General features: G+C 67.7%; 12 protein-coding genes and 1 tRNA gene. 5 read left to right on the top strand and 8 right to left on the bottom strand.

From position 1 onward, the window contains the following. Positions 1 to 85 precede the first annotated feature (85 nt). The gene (locus EV646_RS32750; protein ID WP_132155532.1) at positions 86 to 502 is read right to left on the bottom strand and encodes a M23 family metallopeptidase; all 417 of its coding nucleotides are present in this window, start codon (positions 500 to 502) and stop codon (positions 86 to 88) included. 33 nt (positions 503 to 535) lie between these two features. After that, positions 536 to 3,745: a tetratricopeptide repeat protein gene (locus EV646_RS32745; protein ID WP_132155530.1), complete on the bottom strand. Its 3,210-nt coding sequence runs from the start codon at positions 3,743 to 3,745 to the stop codon at positions 536 to 538. Between the two features lie 237 nt (positions 3,746 to 3,982). On the opposite strand from EV646_RS32745, the gene EV646_RS32740 reads away from it, so the two are divergent. The 5 genes from EV646_RS32740 to EV646_RS32720 all read left to right on the top strand — a co-directional run bounded on the left by EV646_RS32740 (position 3,983) and on the right by EV646_RS32720 (position 8,738). Further along, positions 3,983 to 4,873, top strand: coding sequence for a class I SAM-dependent methyltransferase (locus EV646_RS32740; protein ID WP_132155528.1), 891 nt, complete (start codon positions 3,983 to 3,985; stop codon positions 4,871 to 4,873). A 171-nt stretch (positions 4,874 to 5,044) separates the two neighbouring features. Then, positions 5,045 to 5,692, top strand: coding sequence for an oligoribonuclease (gene orn, locus EV646_RS32735; protein WP_132155526.1), 648 nt, complete (start codon positions 5,045 to 5,047; stop codon positions 5,690 to 5,692). Between the two features lie 31 nt (positions 5,693 to 5,723). Beyond that, positions 5,724 to 5,796 (top strand) — tRNA-His (locus EV646_RS32730). 1,637 nt (positions 5,797 to 7,433) lie between these two features. Next, a complete protein-coding gene (locus EV646_RS32725; protein WP_132155524.1) occupies positions 7,434 to 7,922 on the top strand; it encodes a SigE family RNA polymerase sigma factor in 489 nt (162 codons plus the stop codon). A 9-nt stretch (positions 7,923 to 7,931) separates the two neighbouring features. Beyond that, positions 7,932 to 8,738 carry a hypothetical protein gene (locus EV646_RS32720; protein ID WP_132155522.1) on the top strand — a complete coding sequence of 269 codons (807 nt, stop codon included), beginning with the start codon at positions 7,932 to 7,934 and terminating at the stop codon, positions 8,736 to 8,738. A gap of 36 nt (positions 8,739 to 8,774) precedes the next feature. Here EV646_RS32720 and EV646_RS32715 read toward each other — a convergent pair whose 3' ends face one another. From EV646_RS32715 to EV646_RS32690, 6 genes are read right to left on the bottom strand one after another with little or no spacing between them, the layout of a single operon-like run. Next, positions 8,775 to 9,653 (bottom strand): dihydrodipicolinate synthase family protein, encoded by an 879-nt coding sequence (locus tag EV646_RS32715; RefSeq protein ID WP_132155520.1) that lies wholly within the window; start codon positions 9,651 to 9,653, stop codon positions 8,775 to 8,777. Next, complete coding sequence (locus tag EV646_RS32710; RefSeq protein ID WP_132155518.1) at positions 9,629 to 11,233, bottom strand: FAD-dependent oxidoreductase; 1,605 nt, start codon at positions 11,231 to 11,233, stop codon at positions 9,629 to 9,631. The genes EV646_RS32715 and EV646_RS32710 overlap by 25 nt, the downstream gene beginning before the upstream one ends. Then, positions 11,230 to 13,089, bottom strand: a complete 1,860-nt coding sequence (locus EV646_RS32705) for an MGH1-like glycoside hydrolase domain-containing protein (protein ID WP_132155516.1) — start codon at positions 13,087 to 13,089, stop codon at positions 11,230 to 11,232. The genes EV646_RS32710 and EV646_RS32705 overlap by 4 nt, the downstream gene beginning before the upstream one ends. Then, a complete protein-coding gene (locus EV646_RS32700; RefSeq protein WP_132155514.1) occupies positions 13,086 to 13,841 on the bottom strand; it encodes an ABC transporter ATP-binding protein in 756 nt (251 codons plus the stop codon). Before EV646_RS32700 ends, EV646_RS32705 begins: the two co-directional genes overlap by 4 nt. After that, positions 13,841 to 14,803: an ABC transporter ATP-binding protein gene (locus EV646_RS32695; RefSeq protein ID WP_132155512.1), complete on the bottom strand. Its 963-nt coding sequence runs from the start codon at positions 14,801 to 14,803 to the stop codon at positions 13,841 to 13,843. Before EV646_RS32695 ends, EV646_RS32700 begins: the two co-directional genes overlap by 1 nt. Then, positions 14,800 to 16,305: an ABC transporter substrate-binding protein gene (locus tag EV646_RS32690; protein ID WP_132155510.1), complete on the bottom strand. Its 1,506-nt coding sequence runs from the start codon at positions 16,303 to 16,305 to the stop codon at positions 14,800 to 14,802. Before EV646_RS32690 ends, EV646_RS32695 begins: the two co-directional genes overlap by 4 nt. Positions 16,306 to 16,325 lie beyond the last annotated feature (20 nt).

The following is a 16,325-nucleotide window of genomic DNA, read 5'->3' as shown; positions in this document are numbered from 1 at the left end:
CGCCAATCCAAGGACGGCAGCCACGGTAAGAGCCAGGCATCAGGTGATCGGGATCCAACCACCGCACGAAGCGGCAGCACCACCCTCACACTGACTCCACGGTAGCTCCGGACGGCTCGGCCGCTCCCTCCTCGGCCGACCCGTCCGGCGCCACCATCCGCATCCGCGCGTTCGTGTGCAGGTCGAACTGCGGACTCCGCTGATCACTCACGCCGTACGGCGCGACCCGCTCCTCGTAGTGCAGGCGTGAACCAGCCGCTACACCGAGCAGGTCCCCCGTCTCCACGGTCTCGCCCTGGCTGACCGTGAGCCCGGACAGGTGGTCGTAGATGTGCCAGATCGCGTTCGACTCGATCACCACGCCACCGGAGTCGACCTGGACCACCACACCGGCCAGGGTTGCCCGGACCGGTGCGCCAGGTTCGGTGCGGTAGTCACGCCCGGAGTGACCCGTCACGCCGTACTCGTGGACCACCACAGGGTTGTGCACCGGCGCTGCCATGATCAGATGGTGCGGCGCCACCTTCAGCCAGCCTTAAAGCCGGGCCGGCACGGCTGGGTAGGGCGCTGGCTCGACCTCGAGCTCGCCCATCCGCTGCACGTAGGTGCGGTAGGCCCGGCGGGCCTCCCCGTGCGCACCACTCGCCTGGAAGGCCGACACCAGCCCCAGATGCGCACGTTCGTCGTACTGATCCCGCTGCAAGATCCGGAGCAGGTACCCAGCCGCCGCGTCCGGGTCCCGCCGGCCGCGCTCGGCCAGTACGCGCGCCACCCGGACGTAGAGCGCCCGAGCCTCCTCACGCATCCCCGCCGCCCAGTCGGCGTACACGTCCTCCTCCAGAAAGTCCCCGCTGTACGACGCCTCGGCCGTCCGCAGCAACCGGAGGTCGCTCGTGGTGAGTCCCTCCCGCGCGTCGTGGAGGAACAGTTCCACGTCCACAGCGGTCTGGTCGCCATCGAGCCAGATAGTGGCGCGGTCGGCCCCTACGAAGCGGTCCGCCGGGTACTTCTTCCCTGGGTCGAGCACGGCACGCACGGTCGACAGCGCCACGGACAGCCTTGGTGAGGCAACCGACTCCTCCTGGTCCGGCCAGAGCAGGTCCAGCAACTGCACCCGAGCGACCGGGCGGCAGCGGCGGGCGACCAGGATCTTCAAGAGGTCGCGCGCCTTCTTCGACGGCCACTCCCCCAGCTGGACCGCCTTGCCGTCGCGAAGGACGCGGAAGCCGCCAAGGCACTCGATGCGGACAGCGGCCGGGCCTGTCTCTTCAGTGGCTTGCAAGGCGGCTGCGGCGTAGCGGGTCGCACCTGCGGCCAGGAACCGCTGGCGGGCGCGCAGTGCCAGCTCACGTCCTTCAGGACCGCGGGTGCGGTTGGCAAGCATCAGTTCGGCGCGTGCCTCACCCAGCTGGTCACCTAGCTCGCTGCGGATGTTCAGGACTTCGTGTAGGACCTCGCCGCCGTCGGCCGCGGCATACAGCTCCAGTGCGTCAGCCAGACCGGCTCGGTCGCGTCGCTTGCGGCAGAGCGCGGCTGCCTCTTCTGCGGTGGCTGCGGCCTCAGTCTTGTTGCCGGCGTGCAGCGTCACCCAGCCGAGTGCGACGAGTGCACCGGAGAGACCGAGAACAGGGCCGTAGGCAACCGCCTGGCGAGCCATCTCGGCCAGCTCTGCCGCACGCTGCGGCTCCTCGACAGCCAGAACTCGAGCCAGACCCGCCAGCGACGGCACCAACGACTGCATGTCCTTGGTCTCTTCAGCCATCGCAATGGCTTCTTCAAAACAGGCTCGAGCCATCGCCCGGTCGCCGCGCTCGCGGTAGACCTCGCCGAGAACAGAGAGCGGCTGGGCGACCCGCTTCGACTCCAGCTTCTGGTAGAGCGACCGCGACGCCTCCAACTCGCCGATGGCCTCGTCCAACCGTCCCAGCTTCAACAGAGCCTCCCCACGGTTGTTGAGGGCCAAGGCGCGGAACACCGCGAAGCCTGCGCGGTCCGCGAGCTCCAATGCGACGTCCAGCTCTTTCAGACCGAGTGCGTAGTCGCCTTCGGCGATGTGATGCGAAGAGCGGTTCACCCGGATGCGGATCGCCTGCAATAGGTCGCCTCCACGCTCTGCATGCTCCAGCGCACGCAGGTAGTGCGAGGAGTTGCCGCGTGGGTCACTGTCGACCGCGGCGAGCATCGCAAGGACCGTGTGCGAGATGGCCAGTGCTCTGTCATCGCCGGAGACCTTGGCGATCTCGTACGCCGCAGTCACCAGTGCACGGCACTCCTCGAACTCTCCGCGCAACCAATGCGCACCCGCCCACCACGCCTGCAGCAGTGCCTCGTCCGCAGGATGTTGCCCATCGATCCGCCCACGCTGGTACGTCGCGATCGCCACATCCGTCTGGCCACGCAGATGGTGGATCAGGCCCAGTCGCCACGCGATCGCGACGGGGATCTCACCCTCGGGCTCGATGATCCGGTCGAAGCAGTCCACCGCGCCCTGCCAGTCGCCAAGCACCTGCCGGGCTTCACCCTCCAACTGGTCCATCGCTGGGTCGCGGAGCTCACTGGGCAGTGCGGAGACAGCAGAGATCACAATCTCGGCTAGACCGCCGCTGACCATGGCGTGCCCGCGCTCGGCCAGCATGCGAGCAGCCACTGCCGGGTCGACGGACTGGTAGCAGGCCAGCGCGTCCCGATGCTCGCCCACGGACTCGAACCACCTGCCAGCTTGCAGCGACAGCTCAGCAAGCTCCTGCGCGTCCACGGACAGCATGTCGTTGGCAAAGTTCTTCACCAGCGGATTGAGCTCGTAGCCGTCGGCCTCTCCTGCAGAGACGAGCAGTCCGCGAGTGCGGAGTTGCTGGAGGGTCTCAGCGCTGTCCGTGAGTCCTATGGCCTTGCAGAGCTCGGACCCGAAGCGCGGGAGTACAGCCACGCTGGCGACCAAGCGTCGTACGGACGGAGGCTCGGCGGCGAAGACCTCCTCGGCCAGGTAGTCGTAGAGCGGACCGTCTGAGCGCAGAGCGCGGCGTAGGCGGCTGGCACGTTGCTCGGGCGGCGCTGTGCGCAGAGCCTCCACTGCCAGACGTACGGCGGCCGGCCATCCCTGTACGGCGGCTTGCAGCGGTTCGGCCAGGTCCTCACTACCTTTGCCGAGCACCTTCTCCAGTACGGCGACAGTCTCGGGGACTGTGAAGGCGAGAGCGGTCGCGTCGATCTCCAGCACCTGGCCACGGCCGCGGAGCCGGTCGATGCCGAACGGCATGGCGGTGCGCGAGGCAACGATCAGGTGGAGGTTCGGCGGGGCAGTGCGGACCAGGCCGTCGATGAGTGTGATGGCCGGCGCGTCTGGCGTCAGCTCGTGCAGATCGTCGAGGACGAGGACCAGGTCGTCATTGAGGTTCTGCTCCAGTGCGTCAGCCAGGAGAGCGGCGTACGCGAGGGCGCGGGTCTGCTGCTCGGCATCGGCATCCGGACCACGAGGGCTCTGCAGCTCGGCCGGGATCGCCTCGAGTGCGGGCACCTGCCGACGGAGAGAGCCGACCAGAGCGGACACCATGGCGGCGAGCGAGCTGTCCTCGGCACGCACGGTGTGCCAGGCACACGGACGCCCGGCGGCCCACGAGCCGAGCAGCGTCGACTTGCCGAAGCCGGCATCCGCGACCACCGTCAACAGCCGCCGCTGCACGCCCTCGTCCAGCAACGCCAGCAGACGAGGCCGACCCACCGTCCCCGCCACCGATTCGACCGCCATACCTCACCTCATCCCCAGATCCCTGAATAGGACAGCACCCCACAAGTCCACCCGGCAACCGTGCTAACCCTGATCCCGGTGTTGAACGTGAAAATCTCCCGAATGGGCCGGGCGGCCTCCCAAAAGTTCGGTGATCCCAGCCCCTTGTGCCTGGGCCTCCGGGACTGCATCAGGGGTGTCTTGCCGGAATGGCAACGCGGTGCGGCGTTTGGGCCAGAGCGGGCGGAAACTGGCGGCATGGTGGAGATCGAATGGGCTGAGTGGGCAGATCATCTTCGGGCCTCGGCGGAAGGCGAGGCGGAGTGGAACTCGACCGTGGCCGCCGGGCTCGTCCGGGCCGGTGACAAGGTCGCCGTGGACGTCGGATGCGGTGGCGGCGGGATGGCGAAGGCGCTCGCCGCGACGATGCCGCCGGGGTCGACCGTGGTGGCGATCGACGCGGATCCCGACGTACTGGAGCAAGCGCGCGAGCACACGGCGGGCGCCGTACGGTGTGAACTGGCGTCGATGGACGACGGGGCCGAACCGTTGCGCAAGGCAATCGATGCGCCGGCGGACCTGATCTGGGCGTCGGCGTCGGTCCACCACGCCGGCGATCAGCAGGCGGCGATCGACGCGCTTGCGTCACTGCTGGCACCCGGTGGGCGGCTGGCGCTCGCCGAGAGCGGTCTGCCGGCACGGAGCCTGTCGTGGGATCTGGGCATCGGCGAGCCAGGGCTGGAGCTGCGGCTGGATCTGGCGCAGGACCGGTGGTTTGCGGCGATGCGAACCTCGCTGCCGGGCTCGGTGCGGATGCCGTACGGGTGGACCGATGCGCTGACCCGGGCTGGGCTCACCGACGTCACCACCCGCAGCATCCTGACCGAGTCGCCGGCGCCGCTGTCGCCGGAGCAGCGTGACCGGCTGATTACCCAATTCCAGCACCGAGTAGACCGCCTGAATCCCGACTCTGAACCGACCCACGGCCATGGGCACGGCCATGTCGAGGTGCAGGAGTGGCTTTCGCCGGAGGACCTGGCCGTGTGGGCCCAGCTGCTGGACCCGGACGATGAGCACTATCTCGGGCGCCGGACGGACCTCGCCGTACTGTCGGTTCGAAGCATCCACATCGGACACGCGCCCGGCTGACACGGACCTGTGCCACTCACCAACCACGGCAGTTCGGGCGCCTCACGCTCAGCTAACGGTCGCAACCCGCTGTCCGCGGGGGCTTGGTGAGTGGCGCAAGTCCGCGCCACGCGGCCTCTTCGGAGGTGGGGAGCGCGACGGTGTCGGCGGGTCGCCGTAAGGTGGGTGCCCATGAACGACCGGCTGGTGTGGATCGACTGCGAGATGACCGGCCTCGATCTGGCGGCGGACGCCTTGATCGAGGTCGCCGTTCTCGTCACCGATTACGAACTGAACGTGCTCGGTGACGGGATCGACCTGGTGATCGCGCCGCCACCGGCCGCACTCGAGCAAATGGGCGACTTCGTCCGCGACATGCACACCGGCTCCGGCCTGCTCGCGGAACTCGCCAACGGCATCCCGCTCGCCGACGCCGAGCAGCAGGTGCTCGACTTCATCTCCGGGTACGTGAAAGAGCCGCGCAAGGCCGCCCTGGCCGGCAACTCGGTCGGCACCGACCGGACCTTCCTGGTCCGGGACATGCCGCGGGTCGAGGCGCACCTGCACTACCGCAACGTCGACGTCAGCTCGATCAAGGAACTGGTCCGCCGCTGGTACCCGCGGGTGTACTACGCCACCCCGGCCAAGACCGGCAACCACCGCGCCCTGGCCGACATCACCGAGAGCATCGCCGAGCTCCGCTACTACCGCCAAACGGTCTTCGTACCCCAGCCCGGCCCCGACTCCGACACCGCCCGCGCCGCCGCCAGCCTCATCACCGACGGGCCGAACGGCGCCGCCGCCGACCCGATTTCTGGTAATCGCCCATCGTCGCTATGATTGCTCAGCCGTCGCAGTCAGGGCGGCAATGGTGGGTGTAGCTCAGCTGGTAGAGCACCTGGTTGTGGTCCAGGTGGTCGCGGGTTCGAGTCCCGTCACTCACCCGAAGGCGATGGGCGATCTGTGTCCGCGGAGAGCGCGGACCAGGTCGCCTTCTCCATCTCGTGCGGCTGCGCTTCGCTTGCCGCGAACAGGGGGCTCCGCCACCCGCACCCCCTGCGCCTTCGCTCCGCTCGGCTCCCGCGGCAGGCGTCGCCTTTCGGCTTCCCCGCTCTGGCTGACGTCACTTGTCGACTCTCCGGCTCCGGCTGACCTCGCCTATCGGCTTCCCGGCTCCGGCTGAGGTCACTTGTCGACTCTCCGGCTCTGGCTGACCTCGCCTATCGGCTTCCCGGCTCCGGCTGAGGTCACTTGTCGACTCTCCGGCTCTGGCTGACCTCGCCTATCGGCTTCCCGGCTCCGGCTGAGGTTGCTGGTCGGCTTCCCGGCTCTGACTGGGTTACTTGTGGGGGGTGGGACCAACAACTGGGGACTGTGAACACGCTATTTCCTGTGTCAGGCCCCCAGAAGGTGTACGAGGTTCTGACCCAGCACCCAGCTTCGGCTGACGTTGGCCTGCTGGTTCCCGGCGGGGCTGGTACCGCTTGTGGGGGGTGGGCACAACAACTCGGGACTGCGGACAGGGCCATTTCCTGTGCCAGGCCCCCAGAAGGTGTACGAGGTTCTGACCCAGCACCCGGCTTCGGTTGAGGTTGGCCTGCTGGTTCCCGGCGGGTTGGTACCGCTTGTTGGGAGGTGGGGACAACTACTCGGGACTGCGGACAGGGCTATTTCCTGTGCCAGGTCCCCAGAAGGTGTACGAGGTTCCATCCCACTGCTGATTTCCGGCTGGGCTGGGGTTGTTTGTCGGGCTGCGGACACCAACTCGGGACCTGAGACAGGGTGTTTTCCTATGCCGGTGTCCGCAGTCCCCGGCACGAGCCCCGGGATCCCGGCATCCGGACAAAACCGGCCACATCCCGGGCATCAGGGCTGATTCGCCGGCTCGATAGCGGGTTGTTTGATCGATAGCGGCAAGTAAGCCGCCAGCCATCACATAACCCGCTATCGGGCCCGGCCCGACAGCCACCTCCGGTGCCGCACGACCCGGTCCGCACGCTCACGGCCGCACCACCCGGACTAGCACCATCACGCAGCCCGGAGCCGCGCCCTCGACTGCACCTCCCCGTCCCGGAGCCGCGGCCCCGGCTGCCCCTCCCCCTCCCAGAGCCGCACCCCCGACAGCACCTCCCCCTCCCCAGACCGCGGCCCCGGCTGCACCTCCCCCTCCCGGAGCCGCACCCACGACTGCACCTCCGGCTCCCTGGAGCCGCGGCCCGGCTGCGCCTCCCCCTCCCAGAGCCGCACCCCCGGCCGCACCTCCCCCTCCCCGGGATCCGCCCCTGACCCCACCACCTCATCCACCCGGAACCACGCCGCCCCGGCCTCACCCACCTACCCAGACCGAGCGCTCGCGACATCTTCCCGGGCCGGGGTTGGGGTGGGCGGGCTGACAGGATGTGGGGTGTGAAGCTTTCTGGGAGTGCGTGGTTTGGGTATGGCGTGGTGGTTGTCGTGACGTTCGGGGTGGGGTTTCTGGCGTTTGCGGTCTGGGTGTTGTCGAAGGTTTTCTGAGCCGACGTGTGATCTCCCCGGCAAGTCGATGCGTCTTCAAGGGCAGAGGCTCGACCGAAAGGGTGCGATGAGACCGACTGAGGATTTCGAGGAGTTCGCGCGGGCGCGGATACCGCATTTGTACCGGACCGCCTGGTTGCTGACGGGTGACCGGCATCACACCGAGGACCTGGTCCAGGACACCCTCGCGAACATGCTCAAGACGTGGCAGCGGATCGACAACCCGTCGGCGTACGCGCGGGCCGCGCTGGCGCGGACGTTCATCTCGCAGCGGCGGCGGAAGAGCTGGTCCGAGCGGCCGACCGCGGAGTTGCCGGAGCGGGCCGAGCGGGCGGGTGATCCCGAGCTCCGGCTGTCCCTGCAGAGCGCCCTGGCCGAACTGGCGCCGCTGGATCGCGCCGTGCTGGTGCTGCGGTTCTTCGAAGATCGCAGCGTCGAGCAGGTCGCGCTCGATCTTGGCAAGAACGCCAGCGCGATCACCACCCGGACGTCTCGCGCCCTCGACCGCCTTCGCGCGGTCCTCGGCGACGGCGCCGCCCAGCTGATCGCTCACTGAAGGAGAACCATGAACAACCTGAACGACACCCTGCCCGGCCTGATGCACCGAGCCACCGAGAACCTCGAGCCCGTCTCCACCGACCTGCTCGAACGCAGCCTCCAGCAGGGCATTCGCCTGCGCCGCCGCCGTACGACGATCCTCAGCATCACCGGAGCGAGCGCCGTACTGGCGACGGCTGGTCTGATCGTCGGCGGCACGCAGCTGTTCGGTAGCCCGTCCGGTGCGGCAGTTGCCGGTACGACGTCGCCGTCGGCCAAAGCATCAGCCGCGAAGCCAACCGCGAAGCCGGTCACGCCGAAGCAGACCCTGGCCACGCTGAAGTCGCTCGTCGCAGGCCCCGGGCGCACGCTGTCCAAGCCGGAGTCCTGGGGTGAGACCGACTTTGCCGCCGCGGCGTACGTCGTTGACGACGGCAAGGGAGCCTCACGCGTCGAGGTATTCGTGGCCGGCGGCAACATGCAGGACCCCTGCGCGGAGCCGGGCGCCAAGTGCACGGTCCGCTCGGACGGTTCGAAGCTCTTCACAGCGACCGAGCAGCCGGAGTACACCGATGGCCGCCAGGACGAGTACGGCGTCGTGAACAACTACGTCGTACTGACCTACAAGGACGGCCGGCAGATCAGCCTGACCAGCTACAACGGACCGGCGGAGAAGGACGCGCAGCACACGCGGCCGAAGCCGCTCTTCACCGTCGCCCAGCTGGCGGCCCTGGCGGAGAACAAGGCCTGGAAGTTCCCGCCGGCCAGCGTCAGCAAGGGATTCGAGGGCTCGAAAGCGCTCGAGGAGAAGAAGCTCGGCAAGACCACCAAGTGACCTTGGCGGCCCGGCTGCGGGAAAGGCAGCCGGGCCTCAGGCCGAGATGAGGTAGTCCTCCAGTGGCTCGAGGACCTGGAGGATTCGACAGAGTTCGTCAGGTGTGCAAGGAGCCAGCGGCGGCGCCGAATGCGGCGGGCACAGGCCACGGCTGTGCAGAACGGCCTTCACGGTCGGTACGCCGGACCTCACCCGATGGATCGCCATCAGTTTGGAGCAGGCCGACTGCAACTGGTCGAGATCACTGTCACCGGCAACCAAATCCAGTGCGAGCCGAGGCGCCAGGTTGGCGATTCCCGGGGTGAGGCCGACCGCCCCGGCCCGCAGCGCATCGGCGAGGTGCCACTCGTCTCCCTGGCTCACCGGCAAACGGGACACCATGTAGCTGAGCAACTCCAGATCGCCCGACGAATCCTTGATACCGGCAACGATCCCGGCCAGCGCATCCACGGTCGAGCGGCTCAACGGCGTCGAGCGCGGCGAGTTGTAAGCCACCACCGGCAACCCACATGCAACGAGCGCCTCGAAGTGTGCGACCACCTCGTCGTCACGATGCCGGAAGAAGGTCGGTGGACTCGACACCACCGCGTCGGCACCTGCCGCCGCAGCATCGGATGCACGGCGACAGGCCTCCATCGTCCCGGCAGCGGTCACGTTCACCATGATCACGCCGTCCGGCACCAGCTCACGCCACCGCTTCACCACCCCGCCGACGAACTCGCCGGCCACGTCGTACGGAATCAACGGCCCTTCACCGTTGCTCCCGAGCACCATCAACCGTCGTACGCCCGCCCCAGCCATTGCCCCCAGCAACGGCTCGGCCTCCGAAGCCGAAGGCACACCAGGCGATGACATCGGCGTCACCAGCGGTACGACGACCCCGTCGAGCATCAGTACCCCCGAACCTGCGGCCATGCCAACTCGAAGCCGTCGGCAACAAGCGAAGCCTGAAACCTTTCCAGTACGGCGGAATCGTCGTACACCTGGGACGGCTCGAGCTTGTTCTCCAGACAGTACGCCGCCAGCGCACCAGCGGCCTCGCCGACGTTCCACTCGACCGGGTGCAGCCGATAGCAGCCATTGGTGATGTGCGTCGTCCCAAGGTTCTTGCCCGCAGCAACCACATTCCGGACCCGGACCGGCAGCAACGCACCCAGCGGAATCTGGAACGGACAGCTCGCCACGTCGATGTAGTTGTCTCCACCTGTCGACGGGTGCAGGTCGATCCGGTACATCCCGACCCCCACGCTGTCCGGATACTCCACCGCACCGCGATCACCGCGGACCGCCAGCGACAGATCATGCTCGACGACCGTACGGCGGGCCCGGATCCGCCGGGACTCCCGGATGTACGGCGCCTTCGCCAAGCCGTCGGTAGTCCCCATCACGTCCGGCCGCAGTCGCAGCCCGGGCCAGCCCGTGCCGCCGTCGGGCCGCGGCGCCTCGGTCTGCAGCCAGTACAACATGCTGAGCGACTGATTCCGGGCGCCGTCGAGATGCTTGGCCCGCTCGTCGTCGGACACCCCGATCAGCGGACCGGGCAGATAGTCGATCATCGGCCAGTTGACAATCGTCACGTCGCTCGTCGCGAACCCGGGCTGGAACATCTCGCGGCACACGATCCGCCTGAACAACCACAGGTCCTTGTCACCAGGGCTGAGACTCTGATCAGCGACCACCCACCCCGACGACGCGTGCGGCACGAACGTACGTCGTACCGGCTCCAACGTGCGCGGATCCGGAGCGACCAGGCTGAGCAGGCGGTCCGGCCAGAAGGGCGGTCGGAAGTCGCGCCAGAACCCGTACTGATCCGGGCGGTCGATCGTGTGGTCCTCACCCTCGCGATGCTCGACCGCGAGTACCCAGGAGAACGCCTGCATGTTGTCCGGCTGCGCCTCCGCGGGCGCGCTCGGCTCACCGGTTTCCGCGGCCGACTCGAACCCGGTGACGTGCTCGATTCCGGCCAACTCGAGCAGGTCCCCCAACTCCGTCGCGTCCAGCACGTACGGCGCGCTGGCATGGAGCACCGAGTCGTCAGGGCCGGCGAACGTCACCGCGGTCACCCGATCACCATCCACCTCGGCCGCCACCGGCCGATGCAGATAGTGGATCGTCAACCGGCCCGCGGCGACGTACGGCCCCACCATCGCCGACAGCACCGCGGCCGCCACCCGCGGCTCGTGGCACAGCCGGCTCACCGTCCCCTGCCCCGGGTTCAGGTCAGTCGCCTCCATCGCCTCCGCGGTCAGCGGGTACCACCTGCGGTAGTGGTCGCGGATCGCCTCGCGCAGCTTGCGGTACGAGCGTGTCGACCCGAACTGCTCGATCCACGCGTGCTCGTCCGGCGGCACCCCCTGGCTGGTCAACTGCCCGCCGAGCCAATCGGTCTCCTCGGTGAGCAGGACGGTACGGCCACGCCGCAACGCGGCCAACGCCGCCGCGACGCCGCCCATCCCGCCCCCGACGATCAGAACCTCGGCCTCGGCAGTCGTCATACCGCATTCCCTCCGTCATTGTTGAAGAACGGCACTTCGCCGCGTTCCATCAGCGCGATCAGGCTGAGCAGCGCACCCCACGTCTGGAACGGCTCGCTGTTCGGTTTGTCGCACGCACCGCCGTGGACGCTGGAGTAGTTCTCGTGCACATGCCGGTGCTCGTTCCACTCCTTCAGAACGAGTCGCGAGCTACCGTCGGCCAGCCACGCGGCCGCGTCCTTCTCACCTGCCCGCAGCAAACCCAGGTAGACAAGGAAGTTGACCGGCGGCCAGGCCCGGCCTTCCCAATAGCTGGTCTCCTTCAGTTCGATCGGTTCGTACCGCGGCGACGTCGGCAGGATCCACTCGCCGCCGAACCCGTCGTCCGGCAGCAGATGCTCGGCGATCATCCGGGCCGACCGCTCGCCTACTCCGACTCCGGCGAGCAACGGATAGAAGCTCATTGTCGACAATCGCTCGGTCAACAATCCGGTGTCCGTACGACGGCTGCGGTACATCCCCCGCGTCTCGTCCCACAACGACTCGAGAGCCCGTACGACGACCTCGTGCCGCTCGCGCAACTCCGCCGCCGTCTCACCGAAGCCCAGGAGGTCCGCGATCTCGGCCAGTGCCTCGCAGTCGGCGGCGTACAGGCTGTTCATCCCGACGTCGTGCGCGGCCAGCAGGCTCTTGGTCTGGTCGAACGGCACGTCCTCGAAGACCGGATGACCATCCCAGCCCGTCTCGCAGGTCGCACCGAAGTGCTGATGGATCCGTGGAATGTCTTGCGGCGAAGGGAATTCCGGATCGAAGTACGTCGACCCGGCACAGAGCAGGTCGCCGTCCCGGCGAACCCGCCACCACCAGCGGTTCCAGCTCAGCAGCGTGTCGAACGTCTCCGCCAGGAACCAGCGATCACCGAATCGGCGATGAAGTTCGAGCACCACCAGTGAACCGACCGGCGGCTGTGAGCCGTCGTACGTCTTGCGGCCGGTGCCTTGCTCGACGTTCGGGACGAAACCCTCCGGCGTCCGGGCGCGGAGCATCTCGATCGTGTTGACGTAGGCAAGCTCTTTGCTCGACACGGCCGCGAGTAGCGCGTTGAAGAACGCGTCCCAGCAGAAGAGTGCGTAGCCGCCGCGTTTGCCGACATTCCACAATCGGCTGACGGTGGTGATCACCCGGGACTTCGACGGCTCATAGATCGTGTTCCACGAGATAGCGTCGCGGACGATCTCAGCGTGCGGGTCTCCACTGTCTAAAGAAGCATTGTCGACAATCGACGCGATCTCGCGCAGGTCCCGCGCGCGTCCGGTGCTGACCCCGACGGCGCCCGTCAGCTCGAGCGCAAGGTATGGCCCATCGATGTCGACATAAGGATCGTCGACCTGAGGGGCGGTCGCGTAGACCTCGATCGTGCCGGCCGGGCCGACGGCTGTGATCCGATCGCCGGTGCGGCCGGGCGCGGCCGCCGTCGTCACGTCGCCGGTGCGGCTGACGGTTCCTGGGCGGTTCCACAAGTAGCCGACGGCAATGGTCAGGAGTGCGCTCTTCTGCTGGTTGGCCGTCGGTGTCACCAGCACCACGAGATCGCCGTCTACATGAGCCGTCTGCACGCGGATCGTGACGCCTGCCCACGACACGGTCGTCTCGGTATAGCTGCCGTCATACGCGTGCGGCCCCAGAGTGACGACCTCGGCGCCTTCGGTACGACGCCCGATCTGGGCCGTACGCAACGACGTACCGCGGTAGTACTCCTTCAGGCCGAACGACAGCCCCAACGCATCAGGCAACAGCACCTGGGTGAGCACACTCCGCGTGTCCCAGGTGTTCCATCCGCGCGCGAGCTCCCACTGGATATCTTCGTATGCAGTCATGATTCCCTGGTCAGTTCGAGGGCGGCGTCGAGGAGACTGCGGGTGTACTCGTGCTGCGGAGCGCCCAGTACGTCGGTCGCCGGACCCTCCTCGACCAGGACGCCGCGGCGCATCACAGCGATCCGGTCCGCGATCTGGTGGACGACCCCGAGGTCGTGGGAGATGAACAACATGGCCAGGTGATGCCGCTGCTGCAGATCGACCAGCAGCCGGAGGATCTGCGCCTGGACCGAGACGTCCAGCGCGGACACGGCCTCGTCACACACCAGCAGCCGCGGCTTCACGGCGAGCGCACGCGCGATGCTGACCCGCTGACACTGCCCGCCAGACAGCTCGCCCGCGCGATGCCGGGCAACGCTCGAATCCAGTCCGACATCGTCCAGCACGCTGTGCAATGCCGTCGTACGGTCGCCCGACGGAGCCGACGACGGATGCGTCCGCCACGCCTCGTCGATGATCGCCGACACACTCATCCGCGGGTTGAGCGAGGATCGCGGATCCTGAAACACCATCTGTACGGCGCGCTGCAACGACGCGGGCCGACGACCGACCGGCCCCAGCGGAGCGCCGTCGAACAACACCGAACCGGACTCCGGCCGGACCAGCCCAACGACAGCCCGGGCCACAGTCGTCTTGCCCGAGCCGGACTCCCCGACCAACCCAACAGTCTCGTCCGGCCCCACACTCAGGCTGACTCCATCAACAGCCGTGAACCGACCGAACCGGACCCGAAGGTCGCGCACTTCCAGCATCAAGCCTCCTCAGCGAAGTGACACGCGGCCCAGCGACCGGATCCGACGGACCTGACCGAAGGCTGCTCAACCCTGCAAACCTCGCGCGCGATCGGACAACGCGGATGAAACGCACACCCAGACGGCCGATTCGCCGGCGTCGCCGGTGTCCCAGGCAACGGATGCGCGAGCGCAGTACGAGTCCGCACCGCAGGCACGCTGTCCACCAAAGCCCGGGTGTAAGGATGCGCCGGCTCACGAAGTACGGCGCTCGTCGGCCCACGCTCGGCGACACGACCGGCGTACATGACCACGACCTGATGGGCGACGTGGGCAACGACGCGGAGATCGTGGCTGACCAGGAGCATCGCGAGTCCCTCGTCCTCCTGGATGTCCCGAAGCAGCCGCAGGATGCGCGCCTGCACAGTGACGTCCAGTGCGGTCGTGGGCTCATCGGCCAGGAGCAGCGCCGGGCTGCCGGCCAAGGCCAGCGCGATCATCGCGCGCTGTCTCATCCCGCCGGAGAACTCGTGCGGATAACTGCGGAGCCGCGCGGCCGGCTCCGGGATTCCGGCGCGGTCGAGCAGCTCGATCACCCGGCTGCGGACCTGCTGAGGTGACTGTCCGGCCCGCCGCAAGATCTCCCCGACCTGACGGCCGACGGTCTGGGTCGGGTTCAGCGCGGCGAGCGGATCCTGGAAGATCATCGCGATCTCATGCCCGCGCACCTGCCTCCGCCGCGCCCGCGACGCCCGCAACAGCTCCTCGCCCCGCCACCGCAGCGAGCCGCCAGTTGTTGCGCCGGAGGGCAGCAGATCGATCACCGCGTTCGCCGTCATCGTCTTGCCACTGCCGGACTCCCCGATCAGCCCGACCGTGGTCGCAGCCGGGATGTCGAACGACACGTCATCGACAACCCGCACCGGACCCCCGCGGCCGGGCAGGTCGACGACCAGCCCGGCCACCTCCAGAGCGTCCGTCATGAGCCGGAGACCTGGACCTTGGCGAAGTCGGGGAGGCCGTTCGGGTCGGGGGTGAAGCCGGTGAGGCGCTTGTTGAACGCGTAGGCGTACTTCACCGCCATCGGGAACATGCCGACCGCGTCGTCCCAGATGATCTTGCCCGCCTCGCCGTACAGCCGCGTCCGCTCTGCTTCATCCGGCGTCGCGACCGCTGCCGCGAGAAGCTTGTCCAACGAAGGGTTGCAGTAGCCGTTGCGCTTGGCCTCGCAGGTGTACAACCGGCCGAGCGTGTTCGCGGCGTCGTACGTCGGGTTGGACAGCTGCTGGAAGTTGACGTCCCAGTTCATCGCCAGCAGGTCCTTGGTGAAGACGGCCTGTTCCTTCTCCAGCGGGTCGACCTGGACGCCGATCTTCTGCAGGTCGGAGACGACCGCCTGGTTGAACGGACGGAACTCGGCGTTGGCGAACTGCAGCCGGAGCTTCTTGGAGAAGTCGAAGCCGGCCGCGGTCAGCGCCGCCTTCGCCGCGGCCGGGTCGTACTTGACCGGCTCCTGCTTGACGTATCCGAGGGTGACCGGCGAGATCGGGGAATCGGCCAAGGTGCCGGTCTGCGGGTACAGCTGCTTGATGATGGTCGGGAAGTCGACGGCCTGCCACAGTGCTCGCCGTACCTTGGCGTCACGCAACGCCGGCTCGCCGGAGTTGAACCACATGGTGAAGACTGCAGTGCTTTGCACCGTCTCGACGGACAGGTTGGACTCGCTCTGCAACTGCGGCAGCTGATCGTCCGGGATGCCCCAGATCAGGTCCGCTTCGCCGGTGCGCAGGGCGGTCATCCGGGCTGCGAGCTCCGGCATCGTCTTGAACGTCACCTTGTCGAGCTTGGGCGCGCCACCGTAGTAGTTCGGGTTCGGCACCAGGTCGACCGTGCCGGACGGGTCGAACTTCTGCAGCTTGAACGGTCCCGAGCCGACCGGGCTCTTGAAGAAGTCAGGGTCCTCACCAGTGACCTTGGCCGGCACGACGTAGAAGATGACCAGCTTGTGCGGGATCGAGGCGTCCGGCTTGGGCGCCTTGAGCACCACCTGGGTGTCCGACGGAGCGGTCATCGTGTAGCCGGAGAAGTTCTTCGCGTTCGTACTCTGGAGGTCGAGCAGCCGCTTGAACGATGCGGCCACGTCGTTGGCGGTGAGTGCCGAGCCGTGGCTGAACTTCGTGCCTGAGCGCAGGTTGAACGTCCACTCCGTTGCGGTGCTGTTCGACTTCCAGTCGGTGGCGAGGTCGCCTTCGACGCTGCCGTCCTGCTTCGGCCGCACCAGCCGGCTGAAGATCTCCTGCGCGACCAGGTTCGTGCCGGTGTTGCCACCGCCCGCCGGGCTGGCCGGGTCGAGGTTCTGGATCGGGTAGGTCCCGGCGACGGTGATTTCACTCTTGCCGCTGTCACTGCCACCGCTGGTGGCGCCGCAGCCGGTCAGCGCAAGTGCGGTCGCCAGCACGAGGCCCAGTAGTCGTGATCTGGTCATGCGCGTCTTCCTTCTGTCTG

Origin of the sequence: Kribbella antiqua, assembly GCF_004345665.1 — a bacterium.
Taxonomy (GTDB): Bacteria; Actinomycetota; Actinomycetes; order Propionibacteriales; family Kribbellaceae; genus Kribbella; species Kribbella antiqua.
This window is presented reverse-complemented; position numbering and strand designations above follow the sequence as displayed.

What these genes read in the sequence shown, in the direction of transcription:
- EV646_RS32750 (WP_132155532.1), bottom strand. Translation starts at nt 502, where the DNA reads ATGGCAGCGCCGGTGCACAACCCTGTGGTGGTCCACGAGTACGGCGTG.
- EV646_RS32745 (WP_132155530.1), bottom strand. Translation starts at nt 3,745, where the DNA reads ATGGCGGTCGAATCGGTGGCGGGGACGGTGGGTCGGCCTCGTCTGCTG.
- EV646_RS32740 (WP_132155528.1), top strand. Translation starts at nt 3,983, where the DNA reads ATGGTGGAGATCGAATGGGCTGAGTGGGCAGATCATCTTCGGGCCTCG.
- orn (WP_132155526.1), top strand. Translation starts at nt 5,045, where the DNA reads ATGAACGACCGGCTGGTGTGGATCGACTGCGAGATGACCGGCCTCGAT.
- EV646_RS32725 (WP_132155524.1), top strand. Translation starts at nt 7,434, where the DNA reads ATGAGACCGACTGAGGATTTCGAGGAGTTCGCGCGGGCGCGGATACCG.
- EV646_RS32720 (WP_132155522.1), top strand. Translation starts at nt 7,932, where the DNA reads ATGAACAACCTGAACGACACCCTGCCCGGCCTGATGCACCGAGCCACC.
- EV646_RS32715 (WP_132155520.1), bottom strand. Translation starts at nt 9,653, where the DNA reads ATGGCCGCAGGTTCGGGGGTACTGATGCTCGACGGGGTCGTCGTACCG.
- EV646_RS32710 (WP_132155518.1), bottom strand. Translation starts at nt 11,233, where the DNA reads ATGACGACTGCCGAGGCCGAGGTTCTGATCGTCGGGGGCGGGATGGGC.
- EV646_RS32705 (WP_132155516.1), bottom strand. Translation starts at nt 13,089, where the DNA reads ATGACTGCATACGAAGATATCCAGTGGGAGCTCGCGCGCGGATGGAAC.
- EV646_RS32700 (WP_132155514.1), bottom strand. Translation starts at nt 13,841, where the DNA reads ATGCTGGAAGTGCGCGACCTTCGGGTCCGGTTCGGTCGGTTCACGGCT.
- EV646_RS32695 (WP_132155512.1), bottom strand. Translation starts at nt 14,803, where the DNA reads ATGACGGACGCTCTGGAGGTGGCCGGGCTGGTCGTCGACCTGCCCGGC.
- EV646_RS32690 (WP_132155510.1), bottom strand. Translation starts at nt 16,305, where the DNA reads ATGACCAGATCACGACTACTGGGCCTCGTGCTGGCGACCGCACTTGCG.